The 19,453-nt window shown below is 61.7% G+C and carries 21 protein-coding genes; 8 read left to right on the top strand and 13 right to left on the bottom strand.

From position 1 onward, the window contains the following. Positions 1-9 precede the first annotated feature (9 nt). Positions 10-354, bottom strand: a complete 345-nt coding sequence (locus tag M5B98_RS11980) for a YegP family protein (RefSeq protein WP_248742806.1) — start codon at positions 352-354, stop codon at positions 10-12. A gap of 22 nt (positions 355-376) precedes the next feature. Beyond that, the gene (locus tag M5B98_RS11975; protein ID WP_007957909.1) at positions 377-958 is read right to left on the bottom strand and encodes a DJ-1/PfpI family protein; all 582 of its coding nucleotides are present in this window, start codon (positions 956-958) and stop codon (positions 377-379) included. A 169-nt stretch (positions 959-1,127) separates the two neighbouring features. On the opposite strand from M5B98_RS11975, the gene M5B98_RS11970 reads away from it, so the two are divergent. Then, complete coding sequence (locus tag M5B98_RS11970; RefSeq protein ID WP_248742805.1) at positions 1,128-2,042, top strand: DMT family transporter; 915 nt, start codon at positions 1,128-1,130, stop codon at positions 2,040-2,042. On the opposite strand, the gene M5B98_RS11965 is transcribed toward M5B98_RS11970, so the two are convergent. The 4 genes from M5B98_RS11965 to M5B98_RS11950 form a co-directional block, all read right to left on the bottom strand. Then, the gene (locus M5B98_RS11965) at positions 2,032-3,249 is read right to left on the bottom strand and encodes a class I SAM-dependent methyltransferase (RefSeq protein ID WP_248742804.1); all 1,218 of its coding nucleotides are present in this window, start codon (positions 3,247-3,249) and stop codon (positions 2,032-2,034) included. The genes M5B98_RS11970 and M5B98_RS11965 overlap by 11 nt on opposite strands. An 89-nt stretch (positions 3,250-3,338) precedes the next feature. Beyond that, positions 3,339-3,956: a TPM domain-containing protein gene (locus M5B98_RS11960; RefSeq protein ID WP_248742803.1), complete on the bottom strand. Its 618-nt coding sequence runs from the start codon at positions 3,954-3,956 to the stop codon at positions 3,339-3,341. A gap of 28 nt (positions 3,957-3,984) precedes the next feature. After that, complete coding sequence (locus M5B98_RS11955) at positions 3,985-4,734, bottom strand: TPM domain-containing protein (protein WP_248742802.1); 750 nt, start codon at positions 4,732-4,734, stop codon at positions 3,985-3,987. 13 nt (positions 4,735-4,747) lie between these two features. Beyond that, entirely contained in the window at positions 4,748-5,356 is a 609-nt protein-coding gene (locus M5B98_RS11950; protein ID WP_085712991.1) for a LemA family protein, read from the bottom strand. 260 nt (positions 5,357-5,616) lie between these two features. Between M5B98_RS11950 and bglX the strand changes: the two genes are divergently transcribed. Continuing rightward, on the top strand, positions 5,617-7,908 hold the full coding sequence (gene bglX / locus M5B98_RS11945) for a beta-glucosidase BglX (protein ID WP_248738071.1): 2,292 nt from the start codon (positions 5,617-5,619) through the stop codon (positions 7,906-7,908). A gap of 53 nt (positions 7,909-7,961) precedes the next feature. Here bglX and M5B98_RS11940 read toward each other — a convergent pair whose 3' ends face one another. The 5 genes from M5B98_RS11940 to M5B98_RS11920 form a co-directional block, all read right to left on the bottom strand. Further along, entirely contained in the window at positions 7,962-9,119 is a 1,158-nt protein-coding gene (locus M5B98_RS11940) for a phospholipase D-like domain-containing protein (protein ID WP_248742801.1), read from the bottom strand. Position 9,120: 1 nt separating this feature from the next. After that, positions 9,121-9,711 carry a YceI family protein gene (locus M5B98_RS11935; RefSeq protein ID WP_134825748.1) on the bottom strand — a complete coding sequence of 197 codons (591 nt, stop codon included), beginning with the start codon at positions 9,709-9,711 and terminating at the stop codon, positions 9,121-9,123. 81 nt (positions 9,712-9,792) lie between these two features. Next, positions 9,793-10,095, bottom strand: coding sequence for an amidase (locus tag M5B98_RS11930; protein ID WP_248742800.1), 303 nt, complete (start codon positions 10,093-10,095; stop codon positions 9,793-9,795). Further along, on the bottom strand, positions 10,092-11,171 hold the full coding sequence (locus M5B98_RS11925) for a serine hydrolase domain-containing protein (RefSeq protein WP_248742799.1): 1,080 nt from the start codon (positions 11,169-11,171) through the stop codon (positions 10,092-10,094). The genes M5B98_RS11930 and M5B98_RS11925 overlap by 4 nt, the downstream gene beginning before the upstream one ends. 31 nt (positions 11,172-11,202) lie before the next feature. Further along, positions 11,203-12,108: an acyl-CoA dehydrogenase family protein gene (locus tag M5B98_RS11920; protein ID WP_248742798.1), complete on the bottom strand. Its 906-nt coding sequence runs from the start codon at positions 12,106-12,108 to the stop codon at positions 11,203-11,205. Between the two features lie 153 nt (positions 12,109-12,261). On the opposite strand from M5B98_RS11920, the gene olsB reads away from it, so the two are divergent. After that, entirely contained in the window at positions 12,262-13,017 is a 756-nt protein-coding gene (olsB, locus tag M5B98_RS11915; protein WP_085712985.1) for an L-ornithine N(alpha)-acyltransferase, read from the top strand. Then, positions 13,017-13,811: a lysophospholipid acyltransferase family protein gene (locus tag M5B98_RS11910; protein WP_248742797.1), complete on the top strand. Its 795-nt coding sequence runs from the start codon at positions 13,017-13,019 to the stop codon at positions 13,809-13,811. The genes olsB and M5B98_RS11910 overlap by 1 nt, the downstream gene beginning before the upstream one ends. Positions 13,812-13,825: 14 nt before the next feature. Here the strand turns inward: M5B98_RS11910 and M5B98_RS11905 are convergent, their stop codons facing one another. Further along, a complete protein-coding gene (locus tag M5B98_RS11905) occupies positions 13,826-14,398 on the bottom strand; it encodes an ACP phosphodiesterase (protein WP_248742796.1) in 573 nt (190 codons plus the stop codon). Positions 14,399-14,569: 171 nt separating this feature from the next. On the opposite strand from M5B98_RS11905, the gene M5B98_RS11900 reads away from it, so the two are divergent. From M5B98_RS11900 to M5B98_RS11890, 3 genes are read left to right on the top strand one after another with little or no spacing between them, the layout of a single operon-like run. Further along, positions 14,570-14,872 carry an ArsR/SmtB family transcription factor gene (locus M5B98_RS11900; protein ID WP_007957866.1) on the top strand — a complete coding sequence of 101 codons (303 nt, stop codon included), beginning with the start codon at positions 14,570-14,572 and terminating at the stop codon, positions 14,870-14,872. A 34-nt stretch (positions 14,873-14,906) separates the two neighbouring features. Then, positions 14,907-16,070 carry an MFS transporter gene (locus tag M5B98_RS11895; RefSeq protein ID WP_085712982.1) on the top strand — a complete coding sequence of 388 codons (1,164 nt, stop codon included), beginning with the start codon at positions 14,907-14,909 and terminating at the stop codon, positions 16,068-16,070. A gap of 32 nt (positions 16,071-16,102) precedes the next feature. Continuing rightward, the gene (locus M5B98_RS11890) at positions 16,103-17,152 is read left to right on the top strand and encodes an alkene reductase (RefSeq protein ID WP_248742795.1); all 1,050 of its coding nucleotides are present in this window, start codon (positions 16,103-16,105) and stop codon (positions 17,150-17,152) included. A gap of 240 nt (positions 17,153-17,392) precedes the next feature. Here the strand turns inward: M5B98_RS11890 and emhR are convergent, their stop codons facing one another. Next, a complete protein-coding gene (emhR, locus tag M5B98_RS11885; RefSeq protein WP_248742794.1) occupies positions 17,393-18,025 on the bottom strand; it encodes an efflux system transcriptional repressor EmhR in 633 nt (210 codons plus the stop codon). 267 nt (positions 18,026-18,292) lie between these two features. On the opposite strand from emhR, the gene emhA reads away from it, so the two are divergent. Then, complete coding sequence (gene emhA / locus M5B98_RS11880; RefSeq protein ID WP_248742793.1) at positions 18,293-19,450, top strand: efflux RND transporter periplasmic adaptor subunit EmhA; 1,158 nt, start codon at positions 18,293-18,295, stop codon at positions 19,448-19,450. Positions 19,451-19,453 lie beyond the last annotated feature (3 nt).

Here is a 19,453-nt window from a genome sequence, read left to right as displayed (position 1 = left end):
GTGCTGGATTCAAAGTACCGGCAGGGTTTTGTCCTTGACCACCTTCGTCGGCCCGTTGCTCTTCACGGCAGCAATGCCTTTGGCGCACGCCGCCTCCGACGAATAGGACTCGCTGCTACCGATGATCTGGTGATTGGCCGCTTTCAGGTTGAAGTAAGGATGGCCGTCCTTCGTCGTTTTCTTCTCGTAGCGCTCATCCAGCGGACTGTTGCTCTGCACCGCAGCGATACCGTTTTCGGCGGCACTGTGAGAGGTGTACAACTCGCTGGTCAGAATGGTTTCGGCATTCGCCGCTTTCAGCACAAACCTGAACTGGCCGTTGCTGCTTTTGCTCAACTCATACCATCCGGACATGCTGCGTCTCCTTATCGATGGGTCACAGGGTGATTTTAGTCCCGAGCAACCCCAGGAACCCGGCCAGCCATTTCGGATGCGCCGGCCAGGCAGGCGCGGTGGCCAGATTGCCCTGGACATGACCGTCCGTGACCGGGATATCGATGTAAGTGCCGCCGGCCAGCCGTACTTCCGGGGCACAGGCCGGATAGGCGCTGCATTCGCGTCCTTCGAGAATCCCCGCCGCCGCCAGCAGTTGCGCGCCGTGACAGACGGCAGCAATCGGCTTGCCGGCCTTGTCGAAAGCCCTCACCAGTTCCAGGACTTTTTCATTCAGCCGCAGGTATTCCGGCGCACGACCACCGGGCACCAGTAGCGCGTCGTAGTCCTTGGCGTCGACCTTGGCAAAGTCGAAGTTCAGGGCGAACTGGTGACCGGGCTTCTCGCTGTAGGTCTGGTCGCCTTCGAAATCATGGATCGCGGTGCGCACGGTCTTGCCGGCGGCTTTGTCGGGGCACACGGCGTGCACGGTGTGCCCGACCATTTGCAGGGCCTGGAACGGAACCATCACTTCGTAGTCTTCGACGTAATCGCCAACCAGCATCAGAATCTTTTTCGCGGCCATGGACAGGACTCCTCTGGTAAATGCACAGGAGTATTCAAAGTAGTCCAAGGACCGCGATGGCGTTCGCAAACTGTATGGATAACTCTGCGCCCAGCTGTAACAGCCCGGTTGCCGTGGTTTGTGGCTAGATGAATGCACCTCCCTGCCACTTTCGAATCTGGTTGCCATCATGTCTTCGCGCGAAAACACCGGCATGGCCCTCGGCCTGCTCGGCGTGGTGATTTTCAGCCTTACCCTGCCCTTCACCCGCATCGTGGTGCAGGAACTGCACCCGCTGCTCAATGGCCTGGGCCGTGCGTTGTTCGCGGCGATTCCAGCGGCATTACTGCTGTTGTGGCGACGGGAAAAGTGGCCGACCTGGCAGCAGGTCAAAGGCCTGAGCCTGGTGATCGCCGGGGTGATTCTCGGTTTCCCGGTGCTGTCGGCGTGGGCCATGCAGACCTTGCCGGCATCCCACGGCGCGCTGGTCAACGGTTTGCAGCCACTGTGCGTGGCGCTGTACGCCGCGTGGCTATCCCATGAACGGCCGTCGAAAGCCTTCTGGGCCTGCGCCGCGTTGGGCAGTGCGCTGGTGCTGGGTTATGCGTTGTACACCGGCGCCGGCAGCATTCAGGCCGGTGATTTGCTGATGCTCGGGGCGATTGCGGTAGGCGGTCTGGGTTATGCCGAGGGCGGACGCCTGGCACGGGAAATGGGCGGTTGGCAGGTGATCTGCTGGGCGCTGGTGCTGTCGACGCCGTTGCTGATCGGCCCGGTGCTGTACCTGGCGTTGCAGCATCAAGGCGCCGTGTCGACGAAAACCTGGTGGGCCTTCGGTTACGTCGCGCTGTTTTCGCAGTTCCTGGGGTTCTTCGCGTGGTATGCCGGGCTGGCCATGGGCGGCATTGCCCGGGTCAGTCAGATCCAGCTGTTGCAGATCTTCTTCACCATCGCGTTTTCCGCGCTGTTCTTTGGCGAACACGTGGAACCGATCACCTGGCTGTTCGCCTGCGGGGTGATCGCGACGGTGATGCTCGGGCGCAAGACCGCAGTGCGCCCGGCTCAACCGGGCACGTTACCGGCCGGGGTTCAGCTCAAGCCCTGAGCGGCAGCAGGCCATCGGCGAGCAGCAGCGTTTCCAGGCAGTGCTCGCTGATGTGGTAGAACGCCTTGAGTTCCTGAATCTTCACCAGCAGCTGAGTCGGGTCCACCGGCTCGGCGCGCTTCACGGCGAGGATCATCTTGTTTTTGTTGGTGTGTTCCAGCGAGATGAACTCGAACACTTTGGTCTCGTAACCGCAGGCTTCGAGGAACAGAGCACGAAGACTGTCGGTGACCATTTCCGCCTGCTGGCCCAGATGCAAACCGTATTGCAGCATCGGCTTGAGCAGCGCCGGGCTCTGGATCTGCAGGCGAATCTGTTTGTGGCAGCACGGTGAGCACATGATGATCGCTGCGCCAGAGCGGATGCCGGTGTGGATCGCGTAGTCGGTGGCGATATCGCAGGCATGCAGGGCAATCATCACTTCCAGCTCGCTAGGCGCCACGCTGCGCACATCACCGCATTTGAACACCAGTCCCGGGTGTTCGAGTTTCTGCGCGGCGGTGTTGCACAGGTTGACCATCTCTTCGCGCAACTCGACGCCGGTGACTTCACCCTCGGCCTTCAACGTGTTGCGCAAATAGTCATGGATGGCGAACGTCAGGTAACCCTTGCCCGAACCGAAATCCGCCACCCGCACCGGTTTGTCCAGGGCCAGCGGCGACGACGTCAGCGCGTGGCTGAAGACTTCGATGAACTTGTTGATCTGCTTCCACTTGCGCGACATCGCCGGGATCAGCTCGTGTTGCGCATTGGTCACGCCCAGATCCTTGAGGAACGGTCGGTTCAAATCGAGGAAACGGTTTTTCTCGCGGTTATGCTCGGCGGACGGCACTTCACGCAATTGCTGGGGTTTGCTCATGAACAGCGAGCTCTTGCCCTTTTTGCTGTATTCGAGCTGGGCTTCGTCGGTCAACGTGAGCAAATGCGCATTCTTGAACGCCGTCGGCAGCAACTCGGCAATCATCGCCACCGCCTCGTCCAGCGGCAGGTTCTTGGTGATGTCACGGGTCTTGTAGCGATACACGAACGACAGATTCGGCTGCGCCTTGACCGTCACCGGTTTGATGATGATCCGCTGCAGGTCCGCTTCTTCGCCGACGTACTTGGCCAGCACCAGTTTGATGAAGCCGTTCTGTTCGAGGCTGGTTTGCAGCAGCTCGATGAACCGGGCGTGGTGATCGGGGGTGGAAACGGCGGTGGCAGACATGCAGAAAACGGCCTCGGACGGGCAAATCGGGAATGGCCGCTAGTTTAGGGGGGAAGGCGTTCGAGGGCACGGCTAATTTCCCGAACGGCTTATCCCAACACCACCAACCGATTCGGCAACTCATTCCTCACCTGCGTCACCGGCACATGCACCTTGAGCAACTCGCCGCACGCCTCGATGCAGGTCACGAACCCCTGCAACGTCTGGCCCTGGCGCACCTGCTCGGTAAACGCCGCGACAATCGCGTCCCAGCTCTTGTCGTCCAGCCGTCTGGAAATCCCTTCGTCCACCAGAATCTCCACGTACCGCTCTGCCTCGCAGACAAAAATCAACATGCCGGTGCTGCCCACCGTGTGATGCAGGTTCTGTTCGAGAAACTGCCGCCGCGCCAGGTTCGAAGCGCGCCAGTGCCGGACATGACGCGGGATCAAATGAGTGGTGACTTTGGGCAGACGAAACACCAGGCACAGCACGACAAAACTGACCCATTGCACCAGCAACAGACTGTGCATCGTCAGCCAGCCGGTCAGGTAGTGCAGGACTCCCGGCACCACCAGCGCCAGCAGGCTGGCCCACAGCAACGGAATGTACGCGTAGTCATCGGCGCGGGCCGCGAGCACCGTCACCAGTTCGGCGTCGGTGTCGCGCTCGACCCGGGCGATGGCCTCGGCGACCTTGCGTTGTTCGTGTTCAGTCAGTAATGCCATGTCGTGAAGTGCCTGCTCATTATTGTTATCACCAGCCGCCGGAGGAACCGCCCCCGCCGAAACTGCCACCGCCGCCGCTGAAGCCCCCGCCACCGCCGCCGCCAAAACCACCGCCACCGAAGCCGCCCCCTCCTCCGGAACCACCACGGCCGGCGGGAAGGATACCGAGCATCTGGCAGACAAAAACAGTCAGGATGAACAACATCACCAGAAATACGAAAATTCCCGGATGCCGCGAGACAAAGTCGTCCGAAGGATCGCCGGACGATTCGTACACCGTGGAAGGTTCGTCCAGCGGATTGCCGCCCAGCACCACCAGCATCGCCGCCACGCCATCGCTGATGCCCTTGCTGTAATTGCCGGCTTTGAAAGCAGGTGTGATGACCTGATGGATGATCACCGAACTCTGGGCATCGGTCAGGCGATCCTCCAGCCCATAGCCGACTTCGATGCGCAACTTGCGCTCGTCCCGGGCGACGATCAGCAAGGCGCCGTTGTCCTTGTCCTTCTGGCCGATGCCCCAGTGCCGGCCGAGTTCGACGCCGTAGTCCTCGATGGTGGCGCCTTGAAGGTTCGGCAGCGTCACGACCACAAGCTGCTCGCCGGTCGCCTGCTCGTGGGCCTGCAACTGCTGGCTCAACTGCGCGCGCACCGCCGGCTCAATCATCTGCGCATCGTCCACCACCCGCCCGGTCAGCGCCGGAAAGGTCAACTCGGCCCGGGCGCTGACGGCGAACAGCCACAGCATCAGCACCAGGCCCATCTTCAACACACGCATGGGCATCACCGGCTCAGAACTTCACTTCCGGGGCCTTGTCCGCGCCGGGGCTGGTGGCTTCGAAGGTTTCGCGGATCGGCAGGTCGCTGTACATCACGCTGTGCCACAGGCGACCAGGGAAGGTGCGGATCTCGGTGTTGTACTTCTGCACCGCCAGAATGAAATCCCGGCGAGCCACAGCGATGCGGTTTTCCGTGCCTTCAAGTTGCGACTGCAGGGCGAGGAAGTTCTGGTTGGCCTTGAGGTCCGGATATCGTTCGGACACCACCATCAACCGGCTCAAGGCACCGGTCAGCTGATCCTGGGCCTGCTGGAACTGTTTGAGTTTTTCCGGGTTGTCGAGGGTGCTGGCATCGACCTGGATCGACGTTGCCTTGGCCCGGGCCTCGACCACCGCCGTCAGCGTGGCCTCCTCATGTTTGGCATAACCCTTCACGGTTTCCACCAGGTTGGGGATCAGGTCGGCACGCCGCTGGTACTGGTTCTGCACCTGGCCCCAGGCGGCCTTGGCCTGTTCGTCGAGAGTGGGAATGTTGTTGATGCCGCAGGCGGTCAGCAACGCGGCCAGCACCAGCAAGGTGGCGACCTGCAAACGCGAGCGGTAGACAGGACTGACATTCATCGTTCGGGAGCTCCCTTGCACATTTCATGAATGATCGAGCGTGAAACCTTCTGGACCGGCTCTTGGGGCATAATCGCCCGCGCCACTGGATTGCAGCGGGCCGATGGGCTAAAAAGAGGCCCTGCGCGATCACGTCGCCGAAACTGTCGACGTACATTCGGCTGTCGTTTTTTGAATCAGCACCCGAACAACAATAGTCGCTCCCTAAATTTTGGCTGGCCGGCGTTGTAACGCCGTTTAGGCCCTTGAGAAAACTATTCATGAAGAAGCTGTGTTTGCTGGGCCTGTTCGTCAGCCTGGCCAGTCATCAAGTACTGGCCGCCACGACCCCGGTACCCCTGGAAAACAAGGACGCGTTCATCAGTAACCTGATGAAACAAATGACCCTCGACGAGAAGATCGGCCAGTTGCGCCTGATCAGCATCGGCCCGGAAATGCCCCGCGAGCTGATCCGCAAAGAGATCGCCGCCGGCAACATCGGTGGCACGTTCAACTCGATCACCCGCCCGGAAAACCGTCCGATGCAGGACGCTGCCATGCGCAGCCGCCTGAAGATCCCGATGTTTTTCGCGTACGACGTGATCCACGGTCACCGTACGATTTTCCCGATTCCGCTGGCTTTGGCGTCGAGCTGGGACATGGACGCCATCGGCCAGTCCGGGCGCATCGCCGCCAAAGAGGCGGCCTCCGACAGCCTCGACATCACCTTCGCACCGATGGTCGACATCTCCCGCGACCCGCGCTGGGGCCGCAGCTCCGAAGGTTTCGGTGAAGACACCTACCTGACTTCGCGTATCGCCAAAGTCATGGTCAAGGCCTATCAGGGCGACACGCCGAGCGCGGCCGACAGCATCATGGCCAGCGTCAAGCACTTCGCCCTGTACGGCGCGGTCGAGGGTGGTCGCGACTACAACACCGTGGACATGAGCCCGGTGAAGATGTACCAGGACTACCTGCCGCCGTACCGCGCCGCGATCGATGCCGGCGCCGGTGGCGTGATGGTCGCACTGAACTCGATCAACGGCATCCCGGCCACCGCCAACACCTGGCTGATGAACGACCTGTTGCGCAAGGAATGGGGCTTCAAGGGCCTGGCGGTCAGCGACCACGGCGCGATCTTCGAACTGATCAAGCACGGCGTCGCCGCCGACGGTCGCGAAGCGGCGAAGCTGGCGATCAAGGCCGGCATCGACATGAGCATGAACGACACCCTGTACGGCAAAGAGCTGCCGGGGCTGCTCAAGTCCGGCGAGATCGAACAGAAAGACATCGACAACGCCGTGCGTGAAGTCCTCGCCGCCAAGTACGACATGGGCCTGTTCAAGGATCCGTACCTGCGCATCGGCAAGGCTGAAGACGATCCGGCCGACACCTACGCCGACAGCCGACTGCACCGTGCCGACGCCCGCGAAGTGGCGCGTCGCAGCCTGGTGCTGCTGAAGAATCAGAACGAAACCCTGCCGCTGAAGAAAACCGCGAAAGTCGCCCTGGTCGGCCCGCTGGCTAAGGCCCCGATCGACATGATGGGCAGTTGGGCCGCCGCCGGTCGTCCGGCGCAATCGGTGACACTGTTTGACGGCATGAGCAACGTGATCGGCGACAAGGCGAACCTGATCTACGCCCGTGGCGCCAACATCACCAGCGACAAGAAGGTCCTCGACTACCTGAACTTCCTCAACTTCGACGCACCGGAAGTGGTCGATGACCCGCGTCCGGCCAACGTGCTGATCGACGAGGCGGTGAAAGCCGCGAAGGACGCTGACGTGGTGGTTGCGGCCGTGGGCGAGTCCCGTGGCATGTCCCACGAATCGTCGAGCCGTACCGACCTGAACATCCCGGAAAACCAGCGTGAGCTGATCCGCGCCCTGAAAGCCACAGGCAAGCCGTTGGTGCTGGTGCTGATGAACGGCCGTCCGCTGACGATCCTTCAGGAAAAAGAACAGGCTGACGCGATCCTGGAAACCTGGTTCAGCGGCACCGAGGGCGGCAACGCCATCGCCGACGTGCTGTTCGGCGACTACAACCCGTCGGGCAAACTGCCGGTGACCTTCCCGCGTTCCGTGGGCCAGATCCCGACCTACTACAACCACCTGAGCATTGGCCGGCCGTTCACGCCGGGCAAGCCGGGCAACTACACCTCGCAGTATTTCGATGACACCACCGGGCCGTTGTTCCCGTTCGGTTTCGGCCTGAGCTACACCGATTTCGCCTTGAGCGACATGGCGCTGTCGTCGACCACCCTGAACGCCACCGGCAAGCTCGACGCCAGTGTCACGGTGAAAAACACCGGCAAGCGTGACGGCGAAACCGTGGTGCAGCTGTACATTCAGGACGTCACCGGTTCGATGATCCGTCCGGTCAAGGAGCTGAAGAACTTCCAGAAGATCATGCTCAAGGCCGGCGAACAGAAGGTCGTGCACTTCACCATCAGCGAAGATGACCTGAAGTTCTACAACGCCCAGCTCAAGTACGCGGCCGAGCCTGGCAAGTTCAACGTGCAGATCGGCCTGGATTCCCAGGACGTGACGCAGCAGAGTTTTGAATTGCTGTAATCCCTCGCCCTGATCGTTCCCACGCTCTGCGTGGGAACGATCAAAAGCTGCGACTAGCCCCGGCGATCGAGCAGGTTGACTACCACCCGATCCACCCACCCCCAGATCCGCTGCTTCACCCGCCGCCACAACGGCCGGCGCTGCCACTCTTCCAGACTCACCTGCTGACTCAGGCCGAAGTCCTTCTCGAAACTTGCCACCACCGCTGCCGTCAGTGACGGATCCAGCGCCTCCAGATTCGCCTCAAGATTGAAGCGCAGATTCCAGTGGTCGAAGTTGCACGACCCGATGCTCACCCAATCGTCCACCAGCACCATTTTCAGGTGCAGGAAACACGGCTGGTATTCGAAGATCTTCACTCCGGCCTTGAGCAGGCGCGGGTAGTAGCGATGTCCGGCGTATCGCACCGACGGGTGATCGGTGCGTGGCCCGGTCAGCAGCAGGCGCACATCGAGGCCACGGGCGGCGGCCTTGCGCAGGGAACGGCGAATTTTCCAGGTCGGCAGGAAGTACGGCGTGGCCAGCCAGACGCGTTTCTGACCGCTGTTCAGGGCACGGAACAGTGATTGCAGAATGTCGCGATGCTGGCGGGCATCGGCATAGGCCACGCGGCCCATGCCCTCGCCCGTGTCGGGTACGCGCGGCAATCGCGGCAGGCCGAAATTCGCGTGAGGCTTCCAGGCGCGACGATGGCGGTTGGCGATCCATTGACGGTCGAACAGCAATTGCCAGTCGAGCACCAGGGGGCCGGTGATGTGCACCATCACTTCGTGCCATTCGCTGGTGTCGTGGCCCGGCCGCCAGAACTCGTCGGTGAGCCCGGTGCCGCCGACCACCGCCAGACGCTGGTCGACCAGCAGCAGTTTGCGGTGATCGCGATAGAAATTGCCGACCCAGCGCCGCCAGCTCAAGCGATTGTAGAAACGCAGCTCGACCCCGGCAAGGGTCAGGCGCTGACGCAGGGTCAGAGTGAGCGCGAGGCTGCCGTAATCATCGAACAGGCAACGCACCCGCACGCCCCGCTCGGCCGCCAGCACCAGCGCCTGAATCACGGTTTCGGCACAGGCGCCGGCCTCCACCAGATACAGCTCCAGTTCGATCTGCTCACGGGCGCTGGCGATTTCCTCCAGCATGCGCGGGAAGAATTGCGGACCGTCGATCAACAGTTCGAAGCGATTGCCGTCCCGCCACGGGAACACTGCGCCGCGCACGTCAGCGCGCCGTGAAGATCAGCACCGCACCCACCGGCACCGACAGACTGATGGCCGACAGGCCGGCCATTTTGCGCAGGTTTTCCAGGCCCGGCAGCAGATCGAAATCCTCGGCGCTGATCACCAGCGGCTCCAGGGTCACCACTTGAAAGCGTCGGTCATCGAGGCGCGTGGCGAGCAGTTCGGCAGGATACTCATGCTGTTTGCCGTGCAGGTTGACGGTCAGCGGCAAGCGCAATTCAAGCTGCGCGCCGGGGGCCAGATCGTTGATCGGGCGCAGGTCGATCTGCGTGGTGATGGTCGCTTCGGGGAATTGCTCGATCTGGAACAGTTCCTTGCGCATGCGCTCGTCGCGCAGCGGGATGCCGCTGTTGATCGAGTCCAGCTCGACTTCGACTTCGGCGCGGCCATCGGGATCGACCTTGCCGTGCAACACCAGAAAGCGCTGCACCTCGGAAATATTGGCGTTTTTCGTGCTGACGAACGACAGCCGCGACGACTCGCCGTCCAGATACCAGTTGGCCTGGGCCGGCAGCGCAGCGGCGCCCAGCAGCAGGCCGGCGAAGGCGTTGCACAGAGAACGGTTGAACATTGAAGACTCGTGGGGCCGATAAACCTGCACGAACCTTAACTGCCTGAAGCCGGGATGCAAACCGGTAGTTGATTTTGCCGATCAGGGCTTGAGGCGACAGCCCTGACGTTCGCCCTGCCATTGGGCGCTGTTGCTACGGCCCATGCCACTGGCGCTGACGAGTTTTTGTGCGCTGTCATCGCTCAATTCGCTGGGCAACCACTGTTTGACGTAGCCCCGACAGTATTCGGCGTCATTGTTCATCACGTAGCGGCACGAGCAGTATTCCTTCGCGGTATAGGCACTGATGATGTCGGGGAACGCCCACAGGTTTTCCCGTTCATGCCAGCCCCAGCCCAGCAGCACTACAAGCAACACCAGCAGGATGCGTCTGAACAGTTTCATGGCCGCACCGCCCCGAGCACGCGCTTGAGCAATTCGTTGTGGCGATAGCTGCCGTCGCGGTCATCGCCGTAGCGCACGATCACCAGTTTTTCGCTCGGGATCACGTACAGCGCCTGGCCCCAGTGGCCGAGGGCGGCGAAGGTGTCGGGCGGTGCATCGGGCCACGGCGAGGCAGCGCCGTCCGCCGGGCGATTGAGCCACCACTGGCCGCCGGGAACAGCTTCGTCCTGATGAGCCTTGTAGCCGGTGAAGGGCTGGCGGTTGAACGCGACCCAATCCTTGGGCAGCAATTGCCGGTCGTTCCAGCGCCCGTCCCGTTCCATCAGCAGGCCGATTCGCGCCAGATCCCGGGCCGTCAGGTAGGCATAGGAAGACGCGACGAAGGTGCCTGTGGCATCGGTTTCCCAGGTGGCGTGATGAATGCCCAACGGATCGAAAAGCGCTGTCCATGGATAATCCGGATAGCGCTGCGGGCCGACGATGGTTTTCAGCGCGGCGGCCAACAGATTGCTGTCGCCGCTGGAATAGCGGAACGCCTGACCCGCTGGCGCGTAGCTGTCGTGATCGGCAGTGAAGGCGGCCATGTCGCGATGACCACGGGTGTAGAGCATCGCCACCACCGAGGATTTCAGCGGGGCATATTCGTAGTCTTCCTGCCAGTCGATGCCCGAGGCCCAATGCAGCAGATCCTGGATTTTGATGGCCGGGTGTTTTTCCAGCACCGGATAATATTTTGCGGCCGGGTCATCGAGTTTGAACAAACCTTCACCGTAGGCCACGCCGAGTACCGTAGCCATCAGGCTTTTGCTGATCGACCAGGTCAGGTGCGGCGTGTCGGCGGTGGTCGCGGCGGCGTAGCGTTCGTAGATGAGCTGGCCGTCGCGGATCACCAGCAAGGCATCGGTGCGGATGCCTTTGCGGGTGTTGTCGTCGCGGGCCGGGAAGGCATAGGCCTCCAGTGCTTCGACGGCCGGACCGGCGATTTTCGGACCGGTCGGCCACTGCTCCCCCGGCCATTGCTCGGCCTGAACCGTGAAGCTGATCAACAGCAGAAACAGCGACAGGCCTTTGAACATGGTGTGGGCTCTGGGGATGAACCTGCCAAGCCTAGCCGGCGTTCATGACAGATGTGTTTTGGCTTGCTGCCAGCGCCTTGGCCAGTCGTTTGGCCCGTGCGCCTGCTGCCAGTTGCATCAGTGCCTGGTCGCGCTGCCACATCGCCGCCCACTCCGGATGACTGTCGCGCAAGGCCTGATCGACCTCCGGTTTAAGCCCGTCGAACTGGGCAAACAAGCCACCGAGCAACACATGCCCGGCGGGATTGTTCGGCGGCTGGCGACTGACTTCCGCACAACCGGCCAATAGCGCCAGCAAGCGCAATTGCAGCGGCTGCGGCCAACCGCTGTCCTGACCGACGCCGTACAGCCATGCAGTCATTGCGCTCAACACGTAAACGTCTTCAAGGGTGCGGAACGGTTTGACGTAAGCGTCCCAACCATCCCCGGCGAGCAGTTCGCACAGGGCGTCGTCGAGGTGCAAGCGACCATGGCTGATGTCCGGCATCAACGGCAGCGCAGGGAGTTTTTCCACACGCACACCGGATTCGCCGGGATACACCACCGCCAGGCTCAGGCGCGGTGATTCACCGGGTTGCTCACTGCGGGCCGCGATCAACAGCCAGTCCGCCGCATCGCCGGCCGTGACGAAATCCTTCTGCCCGTTCAGGCGCAAATCCGTGAGCCGGGTCTGCATGTCCGCCGGGCGCAGGCTGCGCTGTTCGGTCGCACACAACGCACCGAGGCTCGGCGGCGCGCTCGGCCAGAGCATGCGCAACGCCGCCTGATAGCCCACCAGAAATGCCAGCCCCGGCGTCGCCATCCGCCGCCCTCCCGCCACCGCCAGTTCGAACGGCGTGACGCTGCCCAGTTGATGCAGCAGCGTGGCGAAACCCTCCGCCAGATCGGCAACGGCGGGCAGGCGTTCGCGACATTCAAGCAGGGTCGACCAGGTCATCAGAGGCTCCTTGTGGGCTGTCATATAAGCATCACCAAACATTCATGGCGATGACACCGGGGCTACATAGCCTGACTTTGCACAACACAGCTGCATAAAGAAAGTCGATCGGCTGTAACCCACGACGGGTTAAAGGCCCGTACGGAGATTCAAATGACTCAGATCGCCCGCATCAGCGACACCGGCAATGAACGCCGCCTGCAAGCCGAACGCCTGATCGGCGCCGAGGCCTTGCAGCAAGCCCAGGCCTTGCGTTTCAACGTGTTCAGCGGCGAGTTCAACGCCAAGCTGAAAGGCGCGGAACTGGGTCTGGACATGGATGACTATGATGTTCACTGCAGCCACATCGGCGTGCGTGACCTGAACACCGGCCGCCTGGTGGCGACCACCCGCTTGCTCGATCACACCGCCGCCAGCAGCCTGGGCAAGTTCTACAGCGAAGAAGAATTCAGCCTGCACGGCCTCGCCGGTCTGCAAGGCCCTATTCTGGAAATCGGCCGCACCTGCGTCGACCCGGCCTACCGCAACGGCGGCACCATCGCCGTACTCTGGGGCGAACTGGCCGAAGTCCTCAATCAGGGTGGCTACAGCTACCTGATGGGTTGCGCGAGCATCCCGATGCAGGACGGCGGCGTACAGGCCCACGCGATCATGCAGCGCCTGCGCGAACGTTATCTGTGCACCGAACACCTGCGCGCCGAACCGAAGAATCCGCTGCCAACGCTGGATCTTCCTTCGAACGTGATCGCTGAAATGCCACCGCTGCTCAAGGCCTACATGCGCCTGGGCGCGAAGATCTGCGGCGAGCCGTGCTGGGACGAAGACTTCCAGGTCGCCGACGTGTTCATCCTGCTCAAGCGCGACGAACTCTGCCCGCGCTATGCCAAGCACTTCAAGGCGGCCGTGTGATGAGCCGGCTGCGGGTGTACGCGCGGATCGCGCGGGTGCTGCTGGTGGTGACACTGGGTTTGAGCATGGCCAGTGTCTTCGGGGTTTTCGAGCGATTGGGGCTGGCTCATTCGATGCAACGCCGGCAGCGCTGGTCGCGTTTTTTCATGGCGCGCCTGAGCAATGCCCTGCCCTTTCGCGTAACCGTCCATGGCGAGTTGCCGAAGCAGCCGATGCTGTGGGTCAGCAACCATGTGTCGTGGACTGACATTCCATTGCTCGGGATGCTCACGCCGCTGTCGTTTCTGTCCAAGGCTGAAGTGCGCACCTGGCCGGTGGCCGGCTGGCTGGCGGCGAAGGCCGGCAGCCTGTTCATCCGTCGCGGCTCGGGCGACAGTCAGTTGATCCGCAAGCAGATGACCCGTCACCTGCAAACCGATCATCCGCTGCTGATGTTCCCGGAAGGCACCACCACCGACGGCCGCTCGCTGCGTACCTTCCATGGTCGCCTGCTGTCGGCGGCGATTGATTCGGAAGTGATGCTGCAACCGGTGGCGATCCGTTATCTGCGCGACGGCGAGATCGATTCGCTGGCACCGTTCATTGGTGACGATGATCTGCTGTCGCACCTGATGCGTCTGTTCAGCAACGACTGCGGCAATGTGGAAGTTCACTTGCTCAAGCCGATTGCCTGTCAGGGTCGGGAACGCGCGGCGCTGGCGTACGAAGCCCAGCAGGCGGTGCAGAAAGCGTTGTTCGGCGAGGTGGCCAAACCGGCCGAGCCGCGTCGTACAGGCGAGCTGATCGCTGCCTGATCGTCATCCTCTGCCTACAACTGCCGGCCTGCGAAGTCCTGCAGTTGTGGGTAGAACAAGCGAAAGTCATCACTGAGCGGTTCATACAACCGCCGCAATTCCTGCATCGCCCCCGCCAGTTCTTCAGGCTTGCTCAGGCGCCGGGAAATCCCGCGCAGCACCTGTTCCAGCACTTCGAATTCCTGATACGAACCCAACCAGTCATTGGCCACCATGTGCGGGGCGATCTTCGCCAGGCGCTCGGGCAATTGCCGCTCGCTGGACAGCACGCGATAAACGTCCGTGGTGAACTGCCCCAGCGGCCGGTCGGCGTACAACGCCCAATCGCGGGCCAGGCAATGGTCGAAAAACACATCGAGAACGATGCCGGCGTAACGGCGGCGGGTCGTGGAGAACCGCGCCAGTGAAGCGTCCACCAACGGATGGCGATCGGTGAACACATCAATTTGCCGATGCAGGGCAATCGCCGCTTCGATCTCCGGATCGAACTGCCCTTGCAGCCGCCCTTTGACGAAATCGCCATACAGACTGCCGAGCAGTTGACCGGGGCGCTGGCCACCGAGGTGCAAATGTGCGAGATAGTTCATGGGCGCAGCTTAGCACCGCGCCCGAGTTTGTTTACACCTCACATATCGTTATAACCCGATATACCGATTTATGCGGTCGTCAGATCGAATTCATATTGGTATATCGCGAAATACCGATTTAAAGTTCGCTTCATCGCGATATAGCGCTACACACATCACGAGCAACCAGCCATGAACATTGACCTCGACGAAATAATAAAAGCCCTGGCACACCCAGTACGGCGAGACATCCTCAACTGGCTGAAAGACCCGAAAGCCCAGTTTCCGGAACAGATCCACAACCACGAGTACGGCATCTGCGCCGGACAGATCGACCAACGCTGCGGCCTGTCGCAATCGACCGTCTCCGCCCACCTGGCCACCCTGCAACGGGCCGGGCTGATCAGCAGCCAGAAGGCCGGTCAGTGGCACTTTTTCAAACGCAACGAGGACGTGATCCAGGCGTTCCTCAGCACCCTCAGTAAAGAGCTCTGACCCTTAACGTCAGCCAGCCGAAAAGGACTAAATGATGCCCCTCTCGCTCCTCATACTCGCCCTGAGCGCCTTCGCCATCGGCACCACGGAATTCGTCATCATGGGCCTGTTGCCCGATGTGGCGGCGGATCTCGGCGTGTCGATCCCCGGCGCCGGCTGGCTGGTGACCGGTTACGCTCTGGGCGTGGCCATCGGTGCACCGTTCATGGCGATGGCCACCGCCAAACTGCCGCGCAAGGCTGCACTGGTGGCGTTGATGGGCATCTTCATTATCGGCAACCTGCTCTGCGCTATCGCCACTGACTACGAGGTGCTGATGTTCGCCCGAGTGGTCACCGCCCTGTGCCACGGTGCGTTCTTCGGCATCGGCTCGGTGGTGGCGGCCAATCTGGTGGCGCCGAACAAACGTGCTTCGGCCGTGGCCCTGATGTTCACCGGCCTGACCCTGGCCAACGTGCTGGGCGTACCGCTGGGCACCGCCCTCGGTCAGGAAGCCGGCTGGCGCTCGACCTTCTGGGCAGTGACGGTGATCGGTGTGATAGCGCTGATCGGCCTGATCCGCTTCCTGCCGGCCAAGCGTGACGAAGAAAAACTCGACATGCGCGCCGAACTCGCCGCGCTCAAGGGCGCCGGGATCTGGCTGTCGCTGAGCATGACTGCACTGTTCGCTGCGTCGGTATTCACCCTGTTCACCTATGTCGCGCCGCTGCTGGGTGATGTCACCGGAGTTTCGCCTCGTGGCGTGACCTGGACCCTGATGTTGATCGGCCTGGGCCTGACCGTCGGCAACATCATCGGCGGCAAGATGGCCGACAAAGGCCTGGCCGCGACGCTGATCGGCGTATTCATCGCCATGGCCGTGACCTCCACCGTCCTGACCTGGACCAGTGTCGCGCTGATCCCCACCGAAATCACCCTGTTCCTCTGGGCCACCGCGTGTTTCGCCGCCGTGCCCGCCCTGCAAGTGAACGTCGTGACCTACGGCCAGGCCGCACCGAACCTGGTGTCGACGCTGAACATCGGCGCCTTCAACGTCGGCAACGCCCTGGGTGCCTGGGTCGGCGGCAGCGTCATCGCCCACGGCTACGGCCTGACCAGCGTGCCCCTTGCCGCTGCCGCGCTGGCGATCCTGGCCCTGCTGGTAACCCTGATCACATTCCGCCGGAACGGTAATCCCGAGCTGGCCACCGCTAACTGATTCACTCACTTACTTCACGAGGGTTGTATCTCATGGCAACAATTTTCGATCCGATCAAACTGGGCGACCTCGAGCTGTCCAACCGCATCATCATGGCGCCGCTGACCCGCTGCCGCGCCGACGAAGGCCGCGTACCGAACGCGCTGATGGCCGAGTACTACGTACAACGCGCCTCCGCCGGCCTGATCCTCAGCGAAGCCACTTCGGTGACCCCGATGGGCGTCGGTTACCCGGACACCCCGGGCATCTGGTCCAACGATCAGGTGCGTGGCTGGACCAACGTGACAAAGGCCGTACACGCCGCCGGCGGCAAGATCGTCCTGCAACTGTGGCACGTGGGCCGGATTTCCCACCCGTCGTACCTGAACGGCGAAACCCCGGTCGCCCCAAGCGCCATCCAGCCTGAAGGCCACGTCAGCCTGGTTCGCCCACTGGCCGACTTCCCGACGCCACGCGCCCTGGAAACCGCTGAAATCGCCGACATCGTCGACGCCTACCGTGTCGGTGCGGAAAACGCCAAGGCCGCCGGTTTTGACGGCGTGGAAATCCACGGCGCCAACGGCTACCTGCTCGACCAGTTCCTGCAAAGCAGCACCAACCAGCGCACCGACAACTACGGCGGTTCCCTGGAAAACCGTGCCCGCCTGCTGCTGGAAGTGACCGACGCCGCCATCGAAGTCTGGGGCGCCGGCCGTGTCGGCGTACACCTGGCACCACGCGCCGACTCCCATGACATGGGCGACGACAACCTGGCCGAAACCTTCACCTACGTTGCCCGCGAACTGGGCAAGCGTGGCATCGCCTTCATCTGCTCCCGCGAAAAAGAAGGCGCCGACAGCCTCGGCCCTCAACTGAAAGAAGCCTTCGGCGGCGCCTACATCGCCAACGAACGCTTCACCAAGGACAGCGCCAACGCCTGGCTGGCCGAAGGCAAGGCTGACGCCGTAGCGTTCGGCATCCCGTTCATTGCCAACCCGGACCTGCCGGCCCGTTTGAAGGCCGACGCGCCGCTGAACCAACCGCACCCGGAAACCTTCTACGGCAAAGGCGCGGTCGGTTACCTCGACTACCCGACGCTGTAAGTCGCACCGCAGAAACGCAAAAAGCCCCCGACTCGTGAGAGCCGGGGGCTTTTTACTGGGCGCGGGGTTCGCGATTCGCTCACAGGTTTGACACAAAATCCCTACAAAATACGTAGTTCGCTACGTATCAACTCGATGGGTTGAGGTATATAAAAGCAATCCACTGCGGCGAGGCGAACGAACAGGGATCTTCATCCGCCTCCTTCATTGACATAACCTGATCCAATTACGCATTTTGTTTCATTTGCGCAGGCTGGGGCTCCAGCGCAGCATGTCCAGCCCTGTATCGACCCAGCGCTCGGCTTCGGCGTACAGCTCGAAGCTGTCCGGGGCCAGCAGCCACTGATACAGGATGCCATCGATAAAGGCGTGAATGCTGATGGCAGCGCGGGCGGTGTCGAGGTCCGCCGGCAGTTGCCCACGATTGACCGCATTACTCAATGTCAGCGCGATATGCACATTGCAATCGAGGCTGGCGGTCCGGCGCTGCTGGCGCAGATCGCACATTTCATCGGTGAATTCGCACTTATGAAACAGAATTTCGTTGATACGCCGGGTTTTAGGGTCCAGCGCAATCTGATGAAACAAATGAATCAACAGCTTGCGCATGCAGCCCAGCGGATCGGGTTCGTCCTCGCTTTCGCTGGCCTTGGCCAGTTCATCCAGCGGTTCCTTCAGCGTATCGAGCATCGCCTGCAACAGATCGGCCTTGTTGCTGAAGTGCCAGTAGATGGCTCCGCGCGTTACACCCGCAAGGCTCGCAATGTCGGACAGCGTCGTACGGGCCACACCCCTTTCATAGAAAGCTTTCTCGGCGGCTTCCAGAATCTGGCTTCGCGTTTCCTGAGCTTCCTCTTTGGTACGACGAACCATGGCAGTAAAACCTCAAACAGGATGTTTCAGGGATGGCTGAATATCCGCTGAATAAAAAGGGGTGGATCTCTCGCGGATCGACTCCCCCGGCCTACAATTTCAGACCTTGCCACGACCTTTGTAACCGGTTGGGTACGCAGCCAAGGTGTTTACAAACAACCATGAACGTAAGTATATTCCTTAGCAAGCTACTTATCCACCCGGCACCCATTTTTTACCCTTCCACACTTCTTGTGCGCTTTTCGCGCGCCTGACCCGAGGATCTTCATGCAATTCAAGCCAGCTGTTACCGCTCTGGTCACTGCCGTCGCCCTGGCATCGCTGCTCAGCGGATGTAAAAAGGAAGAGGCGGCTCCCGCCGCACCACCTCCTCAGGTCGGCGTCGTCACCCTGCAACCACAAGCCTTTACCCTGACGTCGGAACTTCCGGGCCGCACCAGTGCGTTCCGCATCGCTGAAGTCCGTCCGCAGGTCAACGGCATCATTCTCAAACGTCTGTTCAAGGAAGGCGGCGATGTCAAAGCCGGCCAGCAGCTGTATCAGATCGATCCGTCGGTCTATGAAGCGACCCTGAAAAGCGCCGAAGCCAACCTGCGTTCGACCAAGTCGATCTCCGACCGCTACAAGCAACTGGTCGACGAGCAGGCCGTGAGCCGTCAGGAATACGACACCGCCGTGGCCAACCGCCTGCAATCGGAAGCATCGTTGCAGACCGCTCAGATCAACGTGCGCTATACCAAGGTCTACGCGCCGATCTCCGGGCGTATCGGTCGTTCTTCGGTCACCGAAGGCGCGCTGGTCAGCAACGGCCAGACCGATGCGATGGCGACCATCCAGCAACTGGACCCGATCTACGTCGACGTGACGCAGTCCTCGGTCGAACTGCTGGAACTGCGCCGTGAACTGGAAAGCGGCCGTCTGCAGAAGGCCGGTGACAACGCCGCTGCGGTCAAGCTGACCCTGGAAGACGGCAGCCAGTACAAGCTCGACGGTAAGCTGGAATTCTCCGAAGTGTCGGTCGATCAGACCACCGGTTCCGTGACCCTGCGCGCCGTGTTCCCGAACCCGGATCACACCCTGTTGCCGGGCATGTTCGTCCACGCGCAGTTGCAGGCCGGTGTGAACAGTGCCGCGATCCTCGCACCGCAGCAAGGCGTGACCCGCGACCTCAAAGGCACCCCGACCGCGCTGGTCGTCGGCCCGGACAACAAGGTCGAACTGCGTCAGCTCAAGGCCAGCCGCACCGTCGGCAGCCAGTGGCTGATCGAAGACGGTCTGAAAGCCGGCGATCGTCTGATCACCGAAGGGCTGCAATTCGTCAAACCGGGTGTTGAGGTCAAACCGACCGAAGCGACCAATGTCGGCAAGAAGAACCCGGCCCCCGCTCAGGCAGCTGACAAAGCCGCCGGCGGCAAAGGGGAGTAATCC

This window comes from Pseudomonas sp. MWU12-3088, assembly GCF_023242405.1.
Taxonomy (GTDB): Bacteria; Pseudomonadota; Gammaproteobacteria; order Pseudomonadales; family Pseudomonadaceae; genus Aquipseudomonas; species Aquipseudomonas kribbensis.
Note: the sequence above shows the minus strand (reverse complement) of the source record. Positions and strands in the feature narration are given on the sequence as shown.

Coding starts and splice junctions, on each gene's coding strand:
- M5B98_RS11965 (WP_248742804.1), bottom strand. CDS start 3,249: ATGTCTGCCACCGCCGTTTCCACCCCCGATCACCACGCCCGGTTCATC.
- M5B98_RS11930 (WP_248742800.1), bottom strand. CDS start 10,095: ATGAAACTGTTCAGACGCATCCTGCTGGTGTTGCTTGTAGTGCTGCTG.
- M5B98_RS11955 (WP_248742802.1), bottom strand. CDS start 4,734: ATGCGTGTGTTGAAGATGGGCCTGGTGCTGATGCTGTGGCTGTTCGCC.
- M5B98_RS11905 (WP_248742796.1), bottom strand. CDS start 14,398: ATGAACTATCTCGCACATTTGCACCTCGGTGGCCAGCGCCCCGGTCAA.
- M5B98_RS11920 (WP_248742798.1), bottom strand. CDS start 12,108: ATGACCTGGTCGACCCTGCTTGAATGTCGCGAACGCCTGCCCGCCGTT.
- M5B98_RS11910 (WP_248742797.1), top strand. CDS start 13,017: ATGAGCCGGCTGCGGGTGTACGCGCGGATCGCGCGGGTGCTGCTGGTG.
- olsB (WP_085712985.1), top strand. CDS start 12,262: ATGACTCAGATCGCCCGCATCAGCGACACCGGCAATGAACGCCGCCTG.
- M5B98_RS11925 (WP_248742799.1), bottom strand. CDS start 11,171: ATGTTCAAAGGCCTGTCGCTGTTTCTGCTGTTGATCAGCTTCACGGTT.
- M5B98_RS11950 (WP_085712991.1), bottom strand. CDS start 5,356: ATGAATGTCAGTCCTGTCTACCGCTCGCGTTTGCAGGTCGCCACCTTG.
- M5B98_RS11960 (WP_248742803.1), bottom strand. CDS start 3,956: ATGGCATTACTGACTGAACACGAACAACGCAAGGTCGCCGAGGCCATC.
- M5B98_RS11935 (WP_134825748.1), bottom strand. CDS start 9,711: ATGTTCAACCGTTCTCTGTGCAACGCCTTCGCCGGCCTGCTGCTGGGC.
- M5B98_RS11900 (WP_007957866.1), top strand. CDS start 14,570: ATGAACATTGACCTCGACGAAATAATAAAAGCCCTGGCACACCCAGTA.
- M5B98_RS11980 (WP_248742806.1), bottom strand. CDS start 354: ATGTCCGGATGGTATGAGTTGAGCAAAAGCAGCAACGGCCAGTTCAGG.
- bglX (WP_248738071.1), top strand. CDS start 5,617: ATGAAGAAGCTGTGTTTGCTGGGCCTGTTCGTCAGCCTGGCCAGTCAT.
- emhR (WP_248742794.1), bottom strand. CDS start 18,025: ATGGTTCGTCGTACCAAAGAGGAAGCTCAGGAAACGCGAAGCCAGATT.
- M5B98_RS11975 (WP_007957909.1), bottom strand. CDS start 958: ATGGCCGCGAAAAAGATTCTGATGCTGGTTGGCGATTACGTCGAAGAC.
- emhA (WP_248742793.1), top strand. CDS start 18,293: ATGCAATTCAAGCCAGCTGTTACCGCTCTGGTCACTGCCGTCGCCCTG.
- M5B98_RS11970 (WP_248742805.1), top strand. CDS start 1,128: ATGTCTTCGCGCGAAAACACCGGCATGGCCCTCGGCCTGCTCGGCGTG.
- M5B98_RS11890 (WP_248742795.1), top strand. CDS start 16,103: ATGGCAACAATTTTCGATCCGATCAAACTGGGCGACCTCGAGCTGTCC.
- M5B98_RS11895 (WP_085712982.1), top strand. CDS start 14,907: ATGCCCCTCTCGCTCCTCATACTCGCCCTGAGCGCCTTCGCCATCGGC.